A 17,771-nucleotide genomic window follows, 5' to 3' on the forward strand; every position below is an offset into this window, starting at 1 on the left:
TTCTCTTTACCATTGTCTTGGTGTCGGTCGCTCGAAGCCACTAGGCCTCTACAATAAGCTGACCCGCTTGTTTAATACTAATCATACCTAGCCACGTACACATCAATTGGCTATCGTCGGTGAGTATTGGAAAGTTCGCGAGCAATACTTTTGGATTTCCGGCTATCCAAGGGCTTACTGTCATGGGTACGCACGGAGCGGGGGTTGGCACCCCTAAAGCCGCCGCTGTTGTGGCGATAACCGCTGGGTTAGTCGGCGCACTACACATGCCAAACGGCGGTACATTTGTTACAGGAATAAAATCCATAATTGTAGCGCCTGGCGTTCCTTCCATTACTCGGTTGGTGGGTAACACATTAAGGGTTGAAGGTGCTACGCCAAAAGTGCATTGCATCATCGCGCCACTGCATACGCATTTAGGCATGATTGCTCTCCTATAAAACTATCTCTATTGCGCTTCTTTGGTTTGTAAAATAATGCTGCCTTCTTCTAAGCGCACAAGCTCGGTATCATTTTCCTTGTTGCGTTTAATCGCCAAAACCGGTTTGTTGTCTTCATATATGTGGCTAAGCGAAGTTTGGTCTTGGCTGTTTTTACCGAACAATATATGGTTACCCTGTGTTGCCATGGGTAGTTGCACGCCGTCTCCCCAGCTAAGAACTTTGTGAATATGTGCTCGATATAGGTCTAGGCTTAGTAACAGTTTGGTGTCACGATAAAAAGGAAAGTAAAAGTGGCTGTTAAGAAAGTCCGGTTCTAACATCACTTTAATTGTAAGGCCCCAAAGTGGAATATTTACTGCATATTCGAACTGACCGGTAGTATCATTGCTGGTAACGTCAAAAGTTTTATCGCCATCTGCTCCCTGCTTACTAACAACTAGCCCTTCAACGTATAGGGGGTAGGCTGGCTGACGGTACTCTGGCAGGGTTGGCTGGGGAGCGTCGCTTTTGTGTGCTTGTGCGTGGCATTGCAAATGGTATTGAGTAAATAGGAGGTCGATATCCTTCTCGAATGAACTATCAATGGCTTTAGCGGAAATAAATACGGCGTGAGTACGGTAACTTTTGTCAGCGTAGAAGAATCTACGTCCATCGACATCACTGTTAAATTGTATTTCGCAGCCTGGCCAAAAGTTTTGTAGAGGCCATTGGCTAAACTGCACACTCAGCTGCTCGCCTTTAACTCGCAATTTGTTACGTTCAAGGTCTTTTCTATCGGAAAATCTGCTTTCGATACTTTGTCTTAATAGTATATCGTGTTTAATCCCCTCAACCGCACTAGTGTTTTCCAGCTCGCTTTGCTCGTTGTTTTCAGCCAATCCGTTCAATAAGCTAGTGTTAGAGCGCTTGTGCTCGGGCCATCGTGTATTTATGTGGCTTATTTCATGTGGTAAAAACGGTGTGCAGATCTGTAATTCCGGTTGTTCTGCACTTAACAGATAGCTATTCAGCTGATAGTCATAGCTAAAATAACCGTTATTACGTTCACTATAATCCATCAAAAATTCATAAAAACTGGCTGTATTTTTTACTCCTGTCTCTCCAGTATTACAGTGTTCGGTATTGCCCAGCGCGAGGCAAATCATCGGCTGTATTTCCTCGGCGGGTGCGAAATCAATGGCCAGTTCTATGGGGGCGGTTACCTGAGTATTGATAACCGATGACATACAATCATCGACATATAATTCACTGGGAAAGTGCTGCTGCCATAATACTTGTGCGGGGTCAGAAAAGTGAATTTGATAATATCGGTAAAGCACCGGTGCGCCAGACACCTGCTGATATGCCTGTTCCTGCAAAAACTTTTCCGTCACCAAGCCCTTTATGTTAAAGCCATCTGGCGGAGGGTCTGGTAGGTTATGAACGGCAGATATGCCAAGTTCGACATCGATTAAGCTTTCTGTACAAAAGGCTTCCAGTAGTTCATCTTCACGTTGGTCGCTCGGCAAATAGAACCCCAGCATGCCAGAAAATCCATAACTAAAGGCCTGTAATTCGCATTGCTTTATGTTTGCACCAGGAACGCTATAAGCATTACCGTCTACAGTTAGTGTTAAAGTAAAGGCTAGCGTCTCGGCGTGAGTGGTGTTTTCTCTTAACGGAGAAGAAATAGGGTTGTGCTCAGTCATTATGCAGTTCCTGTTCGTAAGCACCTTCGCTTTCGAAATACCCTTGTGGTGAATATTCACCCTCAACAGCACCGCCTCTTGTAAGTTCCGGCGGCGCGTGTGGCTCTTCTAGCTCAAGGTAAGCGTCCATATCAGCATGAAAGTATTCATGGAGAACTTGCCAGTGATAGCTTTTTTGTTGAGCAAAGTAGGGCTCTAAATCGCACGCGTGGGTTGCTCTTAACCGAGCGAAATTGGTGAAATAATCGGGGAAGTAATTTAAGGGGTTGAAATTATCTAGCTCTGTTTGAATATTTTCCAATACCACCGCGGCTTTTAAAGCTTGTTTTGATTCAATGAGCTTTTCAAAAATGGATATCCGGCGGAATAATAGCTGCAATGCTAGAGAGGGCTTGAACTGAGTTGTGTCTATACCCAGGCTTTTTTGGTGGCATGGGTGCATTTCTGAAGTCAGCGTTTCACAGCCTTGCGTTCCTATAGAAGCGTCTTCAACGTGTTGATTATCGAGCGACTCTTCTACCGGTTTTTGAGCGAGCATCTGTTGATCGTATACGCCTTTTTCTTGATCAATTTCATATTGTTGCGAGGAGAAACAGCCATGAACGCATCTTATTGCGGAGTAAACATCTTCAGCAACAAAGTTGTACTGTGTTTCAAGCCATGATCGAACCGTATCGAGTGAGTCTAAAGCCAGTTGTGGCGGCTCGTTTTGAGATTGTTGTTGATTCAGAGGGCTTTCCAATCGCGCATGTACTTTACGAAAAAACAAGGCCAAGCTGTTGTTGAATACTATCGCATTGGTTTTATTTTTTTTGCCGTTAAGGGTTGCTTGCCAGGGGTGTTGGGCGTGGGCAACAACCTTTGTTAGGGTTGTTATAACAGTAGCAAATTCTCCGCCGGGGTTTGTTACCCACAAACTGTACAGGTAATAGACGCAGATACGAATATCACAAAGGCATAAAAGGGGCAGTGTATCAGCGAGTGAAACAATGTGCTCATAGTCGCCTTTTTGCCAGAATGAGCACATACGGTTAAAACATTCCTCCACCTGGATAATAACGGCTTCGCTGGCTTTGCCATCTTCAGCGCTAATAGCGTCGAAACTCTCTGGCAGTGTTTGTAGCTTTTCAAAAGCCAAAGATTTTAGATATGAATCCGGCATGTATCCTCCCACACAATATTTTGATTCTCCTGTTGTTCGGCGTTGCATTCCTCTGTATTCAATGGTTCAAATATAGGTTCAATAGGGCCTTGGTGTATCGTAATAGTCTGCATCGGCATCATTTGATCGCGCTGTTCTAAACCCTGGGCGGAGCGATAAAATGGGTCGTAACCCAAGCTGCTGTAATCAATGAGTTTTAAGTGCTTGTTGGAATGGCTTAAGCGCAAACAAATCTCCAACGACATGGATAGCGCGTTTAACCAAGGGAACACCCACTCATTCACGCGTTGCCGTACTACTAATGTGCAATCTTCAAGGCTTTTGCCCATATGTGGGCGTTGCGTCATAATTATTTTCACACATTGGGTGTGCTGTGTATTTTGATTTGCTTGTTCCCTGTATTGACCTAAGGATGAACTACCCAGCACTGGAAGACGTTGGGCCGTGTTGCTGGCCCATGGTATACGTGTTAGTGATATGTAAAACTCCGGAAAGGCGCGTTCAAACAACCAGTGCAAGCTGCTTTCACTGCGCATGTTCTGCAGTTCTGTGTAACACTTTTTTGTATGCTGCCAGCTCTCAAAATAAATTTTGTTTATTTCTGGATAAACCTGCCCAAGATAGTTAGCAATAAGAATGTGGTCATAAAACTGAAAGAAGGTTTGCAAGCTCTGCTCGTTCACATCGGGGCGATCCATAAACTGGCGTATATGCGCAGGGAGAATACCCGTAGAAGCCAATAGCCCAAGGTTTAATTCAATAAATGCGCTGTTGGTAAATTCGCTGTGTTCATACAATGTAACGGATTCGATCACTCTATTTTGTGAACTAAGGCTATTGTGACTGGAAAACCATATATCTTGCTCTTGGAAACCTTCGTGTTTCAATAACCGCAACAACGCAATTAGGTCAAATTCGCCCAAGCGCTGGTTGATTTCGCGTTCCAGTGATAACGGGCTAGTATCGAAATTAAGCGAGGGCTTCATTGTGCTCTCCCAGTAGCGGTTCAAGCTGATTACGATTGCGAACGAATAGAGGATCTTCATCCACACGAGAGTGTGCAGTACTGGCGCTCGTTCTAATGACTTGTGCGCAGCGTTGACGAATACGCTCCAGCTGCATTTGTTTGTATAAATAGCAGCCCTTAAACCCTTGTTTTAAGCAAAAATAGTACACTTCCACAACAATACTGTATTTATCACTGCGTTCCAGTAGCTCTTCCAGGTAGAAAAAAAATCGTTCCCCGCCGTTACGGCAGTGTAAAAACTGTTTTTGTAAGGTTGGCCATTTTGATTGTACTATTTGTAATCTGTTGTTAGGCCCATTGTCATTTCTAATGCATAAACTTTGTGTAAGCTTTTTGGTCAGTACGGATTCATCGCAGTGAAAAATAAGCGCACTCATCAAATACATCAGCGCCTTTTCGGGTATCAGTGGCGTTAGGTTTTTTTTACATTCTTTTAGGTTATTGGCAATCTCTTGGTACAAAGGCATACAGTCAAGGGTGTCGTCATCAGAAACGAGTAGGTCTTGCGCGCTCATTTCCAACATTTTTTTGTAGGTATTCTCCAAAGCAGAAAAATACAGATAGAGGGCGTCCCACGCTTGGCTATTCATAGTAGCCACCATGCTCAAGTAAATAGTCGTTGCCGTCATCGTCTCCAATAATAAATAGCCTCTCCGGGCACGGAGGGATTAGCCTGTAATCATCTGTTTTTCCGCCATCTGTAGTTTGATTGTATGCATCTACGATCTCTTCATTAATAGTATTGCTAATAGATACTCCATCCTGAGCAAGGGAGTTTGTTTGTAAGCTTACCTGAATGTCAGTATTCGCAATCCACACATTGAGCAGTGCCTCCAGTCGGGAAAAGAACGCATTCAATAGCGGCGTTAAAGCGGGGGGGAAATCATAGAGTGAAAATTGGTAGTTGCTATAGGCCCTGAATGCTTGGCTTGAAAAGCCTAAATCGTTTCCCTTTGGTTTTTCGTGGCCAACACGAACACTTTTAAGCAAGGCCTTAACGTTTTTGAATTCACGATGAAATACAGAAGATAAACTTTCTAGAATAAATACGATGTCGTCGAGGCTTAGCACCCCTTTGTTTTTCAGCAGGCTTAACTCCAGTAAGCTTTGTGCATCGTCTTCACTTGATGGAATGTGGGCAACCGGAGGGCTGAAGACTCGCCAGTTTAAACCGGGAATATCCAAATGGCGTGTACGAGCTTTCAGTTTTTGCCACAGGTGCTTACTAAATTCGGGCTGATGCCAAAGGGCATCAATGGTGATTTTTTCTGGTTTCTTGAATGCACTGGCTAACTGAATATCAATAGACCATTGGCTTTTCCCTTGGGCGTTGGCGTGCAGATTATTCTTGCTTTGGTCGTGAATATCATAGGCGGCATCGCCGCTCTTTAGTATGCCTGGGCGTAAAGCCTCTCGGTTTTTGGCTGTGCCTTTATATACGCCTAAACAGTTAAGCAGGCAAAGGTCTGCTGCAGTCGATGGTGGGCGAATAGCGTGCGCACTTTGCGTTGCATCGAAAGCAATCGTTTCAGCTTGTTCCTGTACGACATTTTCAACACAGATAACGTCGAGTTGAAACAAGTCAGACGATAGTTTTAATTGTTGTGGCCAGTGGCCCTTCAGGGTAAGGGTAAGTTCACAACGCTGCCACTGTTGTGGTGCGCTGTGAAAGTAAAGGTTTAAATAGTTTTCCTGTTGTGGCAACTGAAAGTAGCGACGTACACTTTCAACCGGGTGTAAATCGCGTGTTGGTTCGTCGGGCGCTTGTTGTACGCTTTCGCTCAAGCAGGCACCCACGGTGAAGCGACCTTGCACGGTTGTATGGCCGTCAAATAAGGCGCATACATGCACTAATTGTTGCTGGAGCACTTGTTTTAACAGCAAGGACATGGGGAAATTATTGTTTACCGTCAAATACAGGGGTAAATGATCTAGCTGGCCTGGTACCGGTGTGTGGGCCTTAAGGTCAATGAGTAGTTGGTTGTTGCCCGCGCCCACAACAGAGCTATCCACTTTATAACCCGCCCGCTCGATGGCGATTGGGCGCAAGGGTAGGCCGTATACGCTGCGGTATTGTGCTTGTTCGCCTTCATCACTGCTAAGGGTAAAAACACAGCCGGGTTTAATATCGCAAGCTTCAGTAATGTAGCGAGTATTGGCTCGCAATAAGGCCATGGAAGGCACCGGCGAGCTTAGGTAAGGTAAAAGTTGTTGAAAAACGCGCAGATGTAGCTGGTCGATTTGTTGCTTGCCGGCTAAACGTCCCTTGGCCATAAAGGCGGCCATGGCTTCGGTCAGGCGTTTTACGTCTGGGTCATCATGTTCTGCCGGTACTTGGTTATGCAAGCTCAAAAACCGCGTTTGAATGCTAGAAAGAAAAGCGAGCTCTTCATCGAAGGCACTTTGCCTGTCAAACATTTCGCTTTCGTCAATTGTGTTTATTGGGTTTTCACTAGTGAGTGGTTTTTTGGGCATAGTCTTTTTCATCTACTGCTTATTGCAGCTTAATGATGCCTCCGGTCGCGCTGATTTGAGCAGAGCCTGAAAGTTCAATATTGGTACCTTCAATACCAATATCAGCGGCTTTAAAGCTGGCGCCGGTGGCGGCTTCGGCATTTAAGTTAGCGTCGCTTTTTATCGAAAAATCACTTCCGCTGTTCAATGCCACTGTATTGTTGGCACTGCAACTTATGGTTTCGGCGGTGAGTTCAAAGGTTTTACAATTCATAGAAATTTTGTCCGGCGCCTGAGTAATAGTGCTGGTATCGCTCGCGCCTTTACTGGTAGTGGTAATCGAATCGCCATTAAGCACAACAGTGTGGGTAATATTGCCGTTCTCATTATCGAGGGTAATGGTAATACCGTCGGTTTTATTGAGTTCAACACGACACATGAGCGCGCTCATACGAACACTCCATTGCTGTGTCGTAGGCTCTGTTGATACGTGTCCTTGGTCAGCTCAAGGGTAAAATGTATTTTTTGGTTGGTTAGCTGTGCTTGTACCGCAAGGTGCCAGTAAGACGCGTTGTTTCCAACCAGGCTCACCTGTACATCATGCAAACGTTTTTCATGTTGCTCTATTTGTTGTTGTATATCTTTACAAAGCTGGTGCATAAGGGCTTCGCTTAAGGAGTGCTCAGAATAATCCAGCAAGCCGAAATTTTGGCTTGGATCGATACTTCTGCGTGACTGAAGTATAATTTGCAAATTGTCGATAATATTCTGTAGCTGGCCGCCGTCATTTCGCGAAGCTAAGCTGGCCGGTATTGCGCCGGCTTTGGGGTCGATAAATCTATTAAGCAACGCCATGACGCACCATTTTCTTTCTTTTTGGCACGTGCTGTAACTGCGTTGGCTGATAAAAAATATAAAACGTATAACCTTCGAACTCCGGTTGGGCCAAAAACGCAATACTGCCATCTTCCTGTATGTGCCTTAGCTCTTCCCCGTGTTGCAATTGAAAGCATTGGGTAGACTCGCCAAAGTAGTGTGTTAATGCACTGTGCCTAACCGGTGCTAATGCTGCGCCGCTCAATGCGTAATGATACAAGGTGCCCATTCGCCTTTGGCTGCTAAGGCAGGGTAGTTGCGCGTCGGGTAATGAGGCTCGTTGGTCGCAATTAATAACTAAATACAGTTTATCCTTAGCGTGTAAGCTGTTGGGCAACGCAGTTTGATAGCAACCATCTTTTAAGTGCAGCTCAAAGCTTTGGCTGTTGCGGTCTTGTCGTTTTAAGTGGGCGATAATGCTACGAAACAAGCGTTTAAAAAGTCCGTGCAAGTCATTGTGGCGATAGTTTTTGATATTCAGGATTTTCCAGTCGCCACTGGATAAGGTTAACTCTCGATTGAGAATGTGTAGTTGTTCATACAAAAAGTAGGGGTGTAAAAATATTTCACCCGAAACTTTGGTGCTGCCCAAATGATTCGATAAATATTGTAAGGCCTGGCTCAAAACGCTGGCGCACTGTTTTATTTCATAAAGCCGTACATCAGGTAGTTGTTTTTGCTGATATTGTTTGTGAATATCGCTCAGATGACGACTTAATAATACGCTGAGTTGCTGTAAAGGGCGTTGTAGAAATTCGCTGGTACCAACTTGCATCAAAGGTGGAATATAACGTTCCGATAGGCCCCAACTGTTTTTGGAACTTTTCTCGAATTCAGCGAATTTTCCATGGTCGACAATGCTGTGATTGTTAACGAGCGCATCGTACTCTTTTGGTAAAGTGGGTTGCAGGCAAAAAAGGAGTTTAAATAAACGTTGTGGTGCCGTTGTGGCTTCGCCGAGTGTTGATGCTGGGGCTGGTGTATTGTTTTTTTCTTGTAATACTTTTTCTTGCAATACAAAGTAGTACACTTGGGGACGCGCGCACTCACTAAAATTTAGTGGGGTGCTAATAATTTGAGTATTACCGGGGTAATCCACCATTGCACTTTTACTGCGGGTAAAAAGGCGCAGCGCTTCTATTTTTAGGCTACCTTGAGCCAGCAGGTAAGCATCCCATTCACACTTGGCAATGCCAAAGCTTGGCAGGCCCTGTGCCTGGTAATGCAGGCGAGCTTCTCCAGCGAGGGCGTTCTCCTGTGCTAGAAGATGGTCTGGCAGTAATGTTTGCCCCATTTTCCAGTGCACAGGCGCAAGTTTGTGAATACTCATGGTATTGTGCTCTTAATACAGCGTTACTAAGTGTGTTGCGTGTACGCCGCCAATGCTAAACGCGCTTCGTGCGCGCTCAATGCTGGCGACATACACAAGGTGGCCTTTATGCGGCCACCGTCACACCCCAGGCTTTGGTAAACTTTCCGGTATTGGATACACCATAATGAATTGTTTGCGCCTCTTCTTGCGGCATAATGCCAACATAGAGTCCGTAGTTTTTGGGTGATACAACTTCCAGAGATTGATCCATTTCTATGCCCAGGCTCAGTTCGCCACCAGACTTTTCTACCAGCCCTTTTAGGTCGGTGGTGTCGTTATGAAAGGCTTTGTAATACACTTTTTCTACGGGGTCATAGTCGTAAACGACATAGCCGTATTCCACATTGGTGTCACTTAGGTCAGAATGTTGCAGTACCACCGAATCTTGTTTATTGGTGGTAGAAACCTGGCAATTAAAACTTAGGGGGTCGGCGTAACCGCCGTTCCAGAATATGCCAGAAAGCACACCAACAACTTTGATTTTAGTATTATCCTTAATGGCTGTTGGGTCCATTACTTCGATATCTTTGGCAAACTCCTTTCCACCAATTTTTAAGGATGTTAAGTGACCGACAACTTCCTGGGAGTCTTTCTCAAAGTTAAAGCCTTGATTAACGCTACAACTAAACGATGTAGAAGCCATTTTTATTTCCTCGTTAACAATTCAAATAATTAGAGTTAAATGCGTACGTCCATTTTCAGCTCTACATCCAAGCCTTCAAACTGAATGTGCGGCAAAATGGTAATTTCACTGTTGTACCAGCCAATCATGCCTTCTTTTGGCGTAGTGGTAACTTGTGCAGCTTTAAAGGGGTAGTAGCGCAGAGTCAGGTCATCGGGGTTAACTACAGTAGTGACGTATTGCGATAACCACGTTTGTAATACGCTGTTAATATAAGCATCGTCAGCGGCGCTACCGATGTTGTCGCGCATAATGCATTTAACGTAATGAGCAATGCGAGTAATCGAGAAGGTGTAGCATAAGTTAGTGACTAGCTGCGAGTTTTCCGAATCGCGCGGATCTTTAAAACGTTTGGACTTTTTAATCGACTGGGTACTAAAAAAGCAGGCATCGGCGCTGCCTTTTCGGTAAATCAGTGGAATAAAGCCCGCGTCGGCAAAGGCAAGTTCACGGTAGTCCGGTATCACCATTTCGATAGGCGCCTTAATTTCTTGTTGGCCGTTAAGGTCGAAGCTATAGCGAGGCAAATGTTCTACTCTACCTCCGCCTTTGGGGCCACGCAGGTATTGGCACCAGCCGGATTGTGCAAAAGAACTGATCATGTTTTTGGCAAACAACAGCGAAGCATTACACCATAGAAAATCGTCGCCGCCTTTATCGGTGGCAATTTTTTCTTCGTAGCCTAGCCCAGTACCGGCGGGGTTATTTTCGGGGTGGTAGGGGGCACGCAGTAAGAATTTTGGTAGGGTTAAGCCGATATAGGCGGCTTCCTCCGTATCGCGCATGGCTTGCCATTTTTCGAAGCGCGGGTGGCTCATCTGAGCGGCGAGGTCTTTAATCTCCGCCATTTCTTCGATGTTTTTACAACCAAAAAACTTTGGCCCAACAGAACTGATAAAAGGCGCATGGCTGGCGTTGGCCAGTTTACCCATGGTGCTCAGCCAATCGCGATCTTCTTTGGTGTTTTCAAATTCGTACAGGCCGATAATGGCGCCATAAGGTAGGCCGCCGAATTGATCGTACTCTGCAACGTAGACTTTCTTGAATAAGTCGCCATTAATTAGATCGACCGCATTATTTTCAAGATCTTCTCCAAGTTCCTCTTTAGAGCAGTCAAGCATGTCGATCATTACATCGGCTGACCAGTCGGTGCTGGCGATAAGGTTGTGCAGGCCGAGCCAGTTCGCTTCAAGGGATTTAAACTCTTCGTTATGAATAATGGCGTTTAAATCCAAATTAATGCGTTCATCTATTTCGCTGCCTAGATTTCGTACTTTTTGGCGTATAGCGGCCAGTGGGGTACCTTCGTCCACATCGGTAGGAAGAATATCGTTAAACAGGGCGGTAGCGAGGCTACCTAAAAAATAGTCTGCGGATTGTTCGCTTTCATCAAGGATTAAAGTATTGTCCGATATCAGGGATTCTTGAATCGTTTTATGTTGTGTCTGTAAATTTTCTGTATCTCTAACAAAGTTCTTAAATGCTTTTTGTGCTTCTTCTGTGCTTGCAACCTTTGTGTCTTCATCGGCCTCTTTGGCTGCACTGATTAGGGCGATGGTTGAATCGGTGTTCTCACTTAGACTTTTAAGGTCTTTATCAACGGCAGAGAAAATATCGACCTTTATGCTCTCGTCTACGCCATCGAGAAAACCTTGCATGTTAGTAGATTGTTCTTTAAAAGCGCCCAGTGCTTTGTCGAGATCGTCTAGCTTGAGGTCTTCTTCAACTGCTTCGATGGGCTGAAGCAGGTTGTTGAGATTTTGTTTAAGTTCATCAAAACTTTGCAGGCGCTGTTTTTTGCCGAGCAGAGATTCGAGAATAGCGGGTTGGTAGTTTAAGCTATCGCCCAGCGTGGCTAGGGGAGAACTGGCGGCTTCTGCTGAATCGCTCATGAGGGTTTCCTTTTAAAAATGGGGCTAGAAGAACCGTTTTAAATTTATGGTCAACACCAACCTTAAGCAGCGCTTTCTGTTCTTAGGTGCTCAGGTAAAATCGAACGTTTTTCATAGCTGGGTGCCATGAGTGTTTTAAGCGAATCCAGCGATGCTTTGTCTTCCAGCAGCTGAGTGAGTGCATTGCGAAATTTGCTGCTGTTGTTGATGCTCGAGAGTAGTGAGTTAAGCAGGTTTTTGGATTTGACCATATCATCCATTGTTTTTATCGACTTAATCACGTGGTTGGGTAAAAACGAGTCGACGTTATGGATGGGAATGGTATGTATCTTGTCTTCGCTGTCGCTAACTTTTAGGCGAATTTTCATCTTCTCCATAATGCTGTTTAAGTTCTTTCCGTCAAAACTCAGAATCTTTCGTTCGTCGAACGATTTTTTGGTCGTGTTTTTGCCGGAGAAACCACCAGCGATCAAAATTCTTAATGGCAATTCGATATCTTCGGGTTCACCGTTAATTTCGGTGCGGTAGCGCAGTGTTAGGCGCGATTTGGGTAGGGTGTCTTGTATGGACATAATGGCTCCTGGTCGGTTTTTCCGTAAAGTGTTGTGCGTGTTGCTGCCCACAGTGAATAAATATGGGTGGTGTTGTGATCGAAGTTGGTGTTCGTGTTGGATAATAGGGTGCTATGTGGGGTCTGGATATTACGGCTTATTACATAGTCGATTGTAATAAGGCGTTATACGTTTGGAATATTGAAAACGGTTTTTTTGTCGCCGCAGGCATTTTTTACATTGGCCAAAGGCTACGCGTTGCCCAGGGTTCACTGCCGACATCTGCGCGCAATGGTGATGACAACAGATTTAAAAAAGTGAGCACTGTTTTGGCGTTGTTATTGAAAGCAGGCGCATCTCAAATATGGTGTTAAGCCGGTAGGGGGCGCGTTGGAAAACGCGTTAGCAATAGAGGTTTTTATGGGCTTTAGAAATTCTTCAAACAGCATTGGAGAACCAAGGCTGAGTACCGACAGGCTCACTGCCAGAGCTACATAGATGTTGAAACAAAGGATTAGCAGTGTAGCGTGTGAACCAAACGTTTTATGGATATACGCAAGCGGGCATCGGAAGATATGGCAGCGTTTAGTTTTTTCGTAGCGAGGTAAATACCCGACACGTGGCCCATATTAAAAGCAGCGGCTATTGCATTCAGTGGCTGCTGGCCAATATCGCGACAGCAATGTAAGGCAACCCAGCGGGGAATGTTGGGTGCCACACGCCCTCGGGCAGAAACAAGAATAGACTGCTCAGTAACACCAAAATGCTTAGCCACCCCTTCAACAACAGCGCTAATGGTGGGTAGGCGACCTTGTGCTTTATTGAAAAGCAGGGCGTCAGCATCGATGAGCGCAGCAACATCATCAACAAAATCATCACGGCCAAAAACGGCTTTCAAACGTTTACCACCATAAAAGTCCTGTACTGTGTCGTCGTTTCCTCGTTCAACAAAACTTTTGTAAGCCGCGTAGCGTTGGCGCTTGCCTAATAGATCGTAAATCAGGGTTGGCTTTAACCATGGCGGTGACGGTTCGTTATTGATGGTGGCGGGGTAACTCGACCACGCATAATCTTCGAGTGAATCCACCAGTGGTCGTGTAGTTTCAATGGGGTTGCGGTGGATATAGCGCGCAACTTGAAGCCCATAGGCATCTGCTTCCACCACAATGGCTTTATAACGCCCCCTGAATAGCGGCCCATCAGTTCGCTTTAAACGGTTGTAGCGTTGTGTGTACACACCATTGATATGGCGCATGCATCGGTCGAGGTTACCGCGCGGCGTTTTAACAAAAAGATGATAATGATTGCCCATTAAACAATAGGCAATCACATCTAAGCCAAAACGATCATGCGCTTCACCCAGGGTGGTTATAAACGCCTTAAAATAGCGGTCATCCGCGAAAATTGTTTGCCGCGCTTTACCGCGGTTCATCACATGGTAGTAGGCGTTCGGGTATTGGATTCTTAAAGGTCTGGGCATGGCGGTGAGTGTAGCATATACCTATGGAATCACGCCCTTACGCCTCATAACCCTAAGCCTTAACATTCATAGGCCTTACTCAACCACAATGCAGTCCACTGTTCCAGGGTGTTGATATTCGATGAGCTTTTCATACACTCCACCTTCGTGTGAGTCCGCAAACTGACACTCATTGCCAATACGGTAGTTTATTGTGGGGGCAACCCTTTCTACTGTGGAGCAATCCGCGCTAAACGGGTACTTGTCATAGAGTATATAGTCACGAAAACAGCGAAAGTTCGCGTGGGATGTGGGTATGTTATCTTCACTTGGGTCCACATAGCTAAAGTCAAAACACTTTTGCGCGGTGTCCATCAGCAAAACAAAGGGCTCGCCCTGTTGTTTCAAGGGAACGTCGCAGTTCGCATCGGCATACATTCCTAGCTTTATTCCAGCATAGGGTGCCGTTTCTAAGGCTGTATGTTTCAGGTTCGGGTGTGCACAAGAGAGTAAAAATAAACTGTAAAACAGTGGTAGTAGATTTTTCATTGGCATCCTCGTACGAGTGTGTGAATTAAAACCGTTCGCAATAATAAATATTCGGACTGTATAAAGCTGCTTCGAACGTCTTACTCCACCAATCTACGATGACATGTGCGTTATTCCTATTACCGGTTATTACCGGTCCTACTCAATGCTTGTAGTCCACCATCAGGTAATAGCTATTACACAAATGCGGCGGGAGGTATTGTTGTGCTGTGGTCTTGGTGCTGGAGATGCTTGAGGGCAGGGGTGTGGGTTAAGTATGGGTTTAAGATGTTGGACGCGAAATGACCACCATACCGTCATTAAACTATGGAATCATGACCTGACCCCTTGACCTGTATTGGCCGCGATATGACCACCATACCGCCCTTAAACTATGGAATCATGACCTGACCCCATTACCCCATTACTTTTCTTGGCATCCTCGCTAGAGTGTGTGAATTAAAACCGTTCGAAATAATAAATATTCGGATGGTATAGCTCGTTCGAACGTCTTACTCCCTCAATCTACGATGACATGTGCGTGATTCCTATTACCTGTTATTACCGGTCCTACTCAATGCTTGTAGTCCACCATCAGGTAATAGCTATTACACAAATGCGGCGGAGGTATTGTTGTTCTGTGGTCTTCGTGCTGGAGATGCTTGGGGGCAGGGGTGTGGGTTACGTATGGGTATAAGAAGTTGGCCGCGATATGACCACCATACCATCCTTAAACTATGGAATCATGACCTGACCCCTCGACCTTTATGGGTATAAGAAGTTGGCCGCGATATGACCACCATACCATCCTTAAACTATGGAATCATGACCTGACCCCTCGACCTTGCCTAAAGGAAGCTTGACCGTACCCCTTTACCAGCTCTTAAGCTATGGGATCATGACCTGACCCAAAATTTTTTTTACTTGCACTTGATGAACTACTTGCACTAGATGAACTACTACTAACGCACCCTCGAGAAAAATTTGGCGTAGAGTACGTCCTTTGCGCTAAAAAAACAACCGTTTTGTGATCTGTCAAAGGTCCATGGTCATCATTCATATTATGTCGAAACTTCTGCTCTTGACTATTAAAGTTTCCCTGTGCGCCTATATCATGGCCAATCAGACTAATATTCACGCTATATCCTGAGATAACGAAGTCTTTAATTGTGGCCCTATGAGTGTTGTAAGCAGGCATGTGAACTATCGCTCGATCACGGCTTGCTTTTTCTACGATAGGTTTTAACCACCTAGCAGGCACGTTTAAATCTCCGCATAGTACCCAATCACCTTCACCATGTTTTTTTAATAAGGTGGCAACAAGGTGCAGAATCAACCAAGCGCCCCTAATTCCTGCAGCAGGTCCATGCCAATGATAGAAATGTATATTATTTTCCATAAAATATATTGGTAGGCGCATACGTGATCTACCCGTTGGATTTGAAGCCGCTGTAGATGATCGTTTACTGGCGTTTGCGATTGCGGCACCAAAATCTGCATGCTTCCTGAATTCACTCGCCATAGCACTAATTTCACTATTTGGCACATACTCCATAACTATTTCACTCAAGTCAGCAACTATATGCGTATCAAGAATATTCGCGAGCAACGGATCCATGACGTAGTAGGGTAAACGTGTGATCATACTGTAGAAGTCGGGGTCACCATTTTGCACCTCCTTGAGATTAGTGGGGCTACATTGCGTCGCCACATCCCATGGACTGCCGGTAACCGTAACTCCCCCGTATGCATAGCAATGACCGGCATTACGACCCCGGATTAATGGTTCGCCCGTTCGGCTAGTCCACCCTTGCATTTGCACGAACCCCCTGAACGTAGTCCCTTGAGTCACAGGCGCGTCGTTCGCTTCGCAAGTTAAAGTAAGGGTGCTGTTCGGCAATGTGGCCCAATCCTGTATCTGTGATTGCAGGTACGAGAGGTGCTGAGCTATGTGAAATTGCCGAGTAAACGCACGAAATTGATCGTCGCTTAGTTCATCATTAATGGATGCTGACTCATATTCAGAACCAACCATGGATAAATGACGACCATTCAATAGGATCACTCCCACCTGCGGGCCGGCTGCTATGCGCCTAACTTTCGTTTTGCGTTCATGCAAGCGCGTTGTGCTCTCCCTTTTCGCGGAGGGCCATCTTTGCATTACTGGCTTTGGAGACTGTGGACGTTTGCGCTGGAGCCGCAGGTTTGCAACCACATTACAGTTTTGCATACCTCCACATATTTTCGTGTAACGTCCACATTTAACACAAATTGGTTTAGCGTCCATTATAATCATCCTATTTCAAAATGAGGGTCTAAATATTCGTTATCATCTACCGTTACTCCTGTTACCACTCACACACCCCTTTTGTCGTAATGTATCCGCTTCCACGTTCACTTTTTTAGAGGCTAGGGGTCATGTAAAACTAAGGGGTCTGGTCACGATTGCATATTACTATGAACCAGCGTCAGCTCACGGCTCGCTAACACAACTAACTTGTCACTCAACTAGCTAGTGTTTATCTAGGGGTCAGGTCGTGATTCCATACTCCAAAAAAAACTAAAACTAAGGGGTCAGGTCACGACTCCATATTTCAATGAACAAGCGTCAGCTCCCGGCTCGCTAAAACAATCCCAGTCACCACCCAACTCAACCCCACTCCTTACCCAAACCAACCACTTTTGCACATACCCCCTCAAAGCCTCTCGCGAAGCCTTTTGCTCATAAAGCCGAGTGAGTTTATGCCAGTGATTAACCCAGGTTTTTTGCGCTACTTTTAAGCCTTGCGCGGCCAACTGTGTTGTGCCGCCTTTAAAAAAGTAACCCAAAAATTCCACACCTTTACTTAATTTACCAATAAAGGTTTTATCGTGTGCCTTAACCATGCCTACACGATTAAGTACTTGATTCATTATTTTTACGCCACAGCGTAATTGCCTGCGGGTTTTGCACATTAAAATCCAGTCGTCCATAAATCGGGCGTAAAATAAGTCGTGCTTTTTCGCATGTGCCTCTAACAATGTATCTAATTCACTTAAATACAGCGCGCCCAATAACGGCGAAAGCGAAGAGCCTTTGGTAATGCCTTTTTCGTTAAAAAACAGCTCACCATTTACATCATCTAAATGATCTAAAAACTGTACAATTAAATTGAGCGCCTCGTTATCGGCTACCCTATGCGCCAGTTGTTGCAGCAATACTGTGTGGTTTACCGTGGCGTAATAGGATTTAACATCAGACTTTAAAACATAGGCATAATCGCCACTACAGGCCTGCGCTTTGCGTACGGCTGCTTTGGTACCGCCATGGCCGGCAAAGTGGTAACAATCTTTTGAGATAAACGGAGCGAGGTGTTCGCTTAATACCAGGGTTAAGGCTTTTTGCACTAAGGCATCTTCGGCATTCCACACGCCCAGGCTGTGGCCATCTACCTTTACGGCTTTACAGGGACTAAACCTATATTCACCACACAGCAGTTGGTACTGAATAGCGAATTTTCGCTCTTGCCAATGGAAGCGCAGGTGCCATACAGGGTTATTGGCGTCGCTGTTTTTTCGTGCTTTGCATAACCAATCGTAGGCTTTATCGAGCACTTCATCCGAGGCGACTTGTACAATAAGCGGGCTTACCCTTGTT

General features: G+C 45.3%; 16 protein-coding genes. All 16 read right to left on the reverse strand.

Going from position 1 to position 17,771, the window contains the following annotated elements:
- Window positions 1-40: 40 nt before the first annotated feature.
- Complete coding sequence (locus H5336_RS19665) at window positions 41-424, reverse strand: DUF4280 domain-containing protein (RefSeq protein WP_185236174.1); 384 nt, start codon at window positions 422-424, stop codon at window positions 41-43.
- Between the two features lie 24 nt (window positions 425-448).
- Window positions 449-2,131, reverse strand: coding sequence for a hypothetical protein (locus H5336_RS19670; protein ID WP_185236175.1), 1,683 nt, complete (start codon window positions 2,129-2,131; stop codon window positions 449-451).
- Window positions 2,124-3,293, reverse strand: coding sequence for a type VI secretion system protein IglI family protein (locus H5336_RS19675; protein WP_185236176.1), 1,170 nt, complete (start codon window positions 3,291-3,293; stop codon window positions 2,124-2,126). The genes H5336_RS19670 and H5336_RS19675 overlap by 8 nt, the downstream gene beginning before the upstream one ends.
- Complete coding sequence (locus H5336_RS19680) at window positions 3,275-4,279, reverse strand: hypothetical protein (protein WP_185236177.1); 1,005 nt, start codon at window positions 4,277-4,279, stop codon at window positions 3,275-3,277. The genes H5336_RS19675 and H5336_RS19680 overlap by 19 nt, the downstream gene beginning before the upstream one ends.
- Window positions 4,263-4,910: a DotU family type IV/VI secretion system protein gene (locus H5336_RS19685; protein WP_185236178.1), complete on the reverse strand. Its 648-nt coding sequence runs from the start codon at window positions 4,908-4,910 to the stop codon at window positions 4,263-4,265. Before H5336_RS19685 ends, H5336_RS19680 begins: the two co-directional genes overlap by 17 nt.
- Window positions 4,903-6,795: a type VI secretion system baseplate subunit TssF gene (locus tag H5336_RS19690; RefSeq protein WP_185236179.1), complete on the reverse strand. Its 1,893-nt coding sequence runs from the start codon at window positions 6,793-6,795 to the stop codon at window positions 4,903-4,905. The genes H5336_RS19685 and H5336_RS19690 overlap by 8 nt, the downstream gene beginning before the upstream one ends.
- Window positions 6,796-6,814: 19 nt before the next feature.
- Window positions 6,815-7,225, reverse strand: coding sequence for a hypothetical protein (locus H5336_RS19695; RefSeq protein WP_185236180.1), 411 nt, complete (start codon window positions 7,223-7,225; stop codon window positions 6,815-6,817).
- A complete protein-coding gene (locus tag H5336_RS19700; protein WP_185236181.1) occupies window positions 7,222-7,629 on the reverse strand; it encodes a GPW/gp25 family protein in 408 nt (135 codons plus the stop codon). Before H5336_RS19700 ends, H5336_RS19695 begins: the two co-directional genes overlap by 4 nt.
- On the reverse strand, window positions 7,616-8,980 hold the full coding sequence (gene tssK, locus H5336_RS19705) for a type VI secretion system baseplate subunit TssK (RefSeq protein ID WP_185236182.1): 1,365 nt from the start codon (window positions 8,978-8,980) through the stop codon (window positions 7,616-7,618). Before tssK ends, H5336_RS19700 begins: the two co-directional genes overlap by 14 nt.
- 106 nt (window positions 8,981-9,086) lie before the next feature.
- The gene (locus tag H5336_RS19710) at window positions 9,087-9,665 is read right to left on the reverse strand and encodes a hypothetical protein (RefSeq protein WP_185236183.1); all 579 of its coding nucleotides are present in this window, start codon (window positions 9,663-9,665) and stop codon (window positions 9,087-9,089) included.
- Window positions 9,666-9,700: 35 nt separating this feature from the next.
- Window positions 9,701-11,596 (reverse strand): type VI secretion system contractile sheath large subunit, encoded by a 1,896-nt coding sequence (gene tssC / locus H5336_RS19715; protein ID WP_221628251.1) that lies wholly within the window; start codon window positions 11,594-11,596, stop codon window positions 9,701-9,703.
- A 62-nt stretch (window positions 11,597-11,658) separates the two neighbouring features.
- Entirely contained in the window at window positions 11,659-12,168 is a 510-nt protein-coding gene (gene tssB, locus H5336_RS19720) for a type VI secretion system contractile sheath small subunit (RefSeq protein ID WP_185236184.1), read from the reverse strand.
- Window positions 12,169-12,661: 493 nt separating this feature from the next.
- Entirely contained in the window at window positions 12,662-13,627 is a 966-nt protein-coding gene (locus H5336_RS19725) for a transposase (protein ID WP_185236185.1), read from the reverse strand.
- 75 nt (window positions 13,628-13,702) lie between these two features.
- Window positions 13,703-14,155, reverse strand: a complete 453-nt coding sequence (locus tag H5336_RS19730; RefSeq protein ID WP_185236186.1) for a hypothetical protein — start codon at window positions 14,153-14,155, stop codon at window positions 13,703-13,705.
- 862 nt (window positions 14,156-15,017) lie between these two features.
- Window positions 15,018-15,779: a hypothetical protein gene (locus H5336_RS19735; protein WP_185236187.1), complete on the reverse strand. Its 762-nt coding sequence runs from the start codon at window positions 15,777-15,779 to the stop codon at window positions 15,018-15,020.
- A gap of 929 nt (window positions 15,780-16,708) precedes the next feature.
- On the reverse strand, window positions 16,709-17,771 hold a 1,063-nt coding region (locus H5336_RS19740; RefSeq protein WP_185236188.1), incomplete at its 5' end, for a reverse transcriptase/maturase family protein.

This window comes from Teredinibacter franksiae (assembly GCF_014218805.1).
Classification (GTDB): Bacteria; Pseudomonadota; Gammaproteobacteria; order Pseudomonadales; family Cellvibrionaceae; genus Teredinibacter; species Teredinibacter franksiae.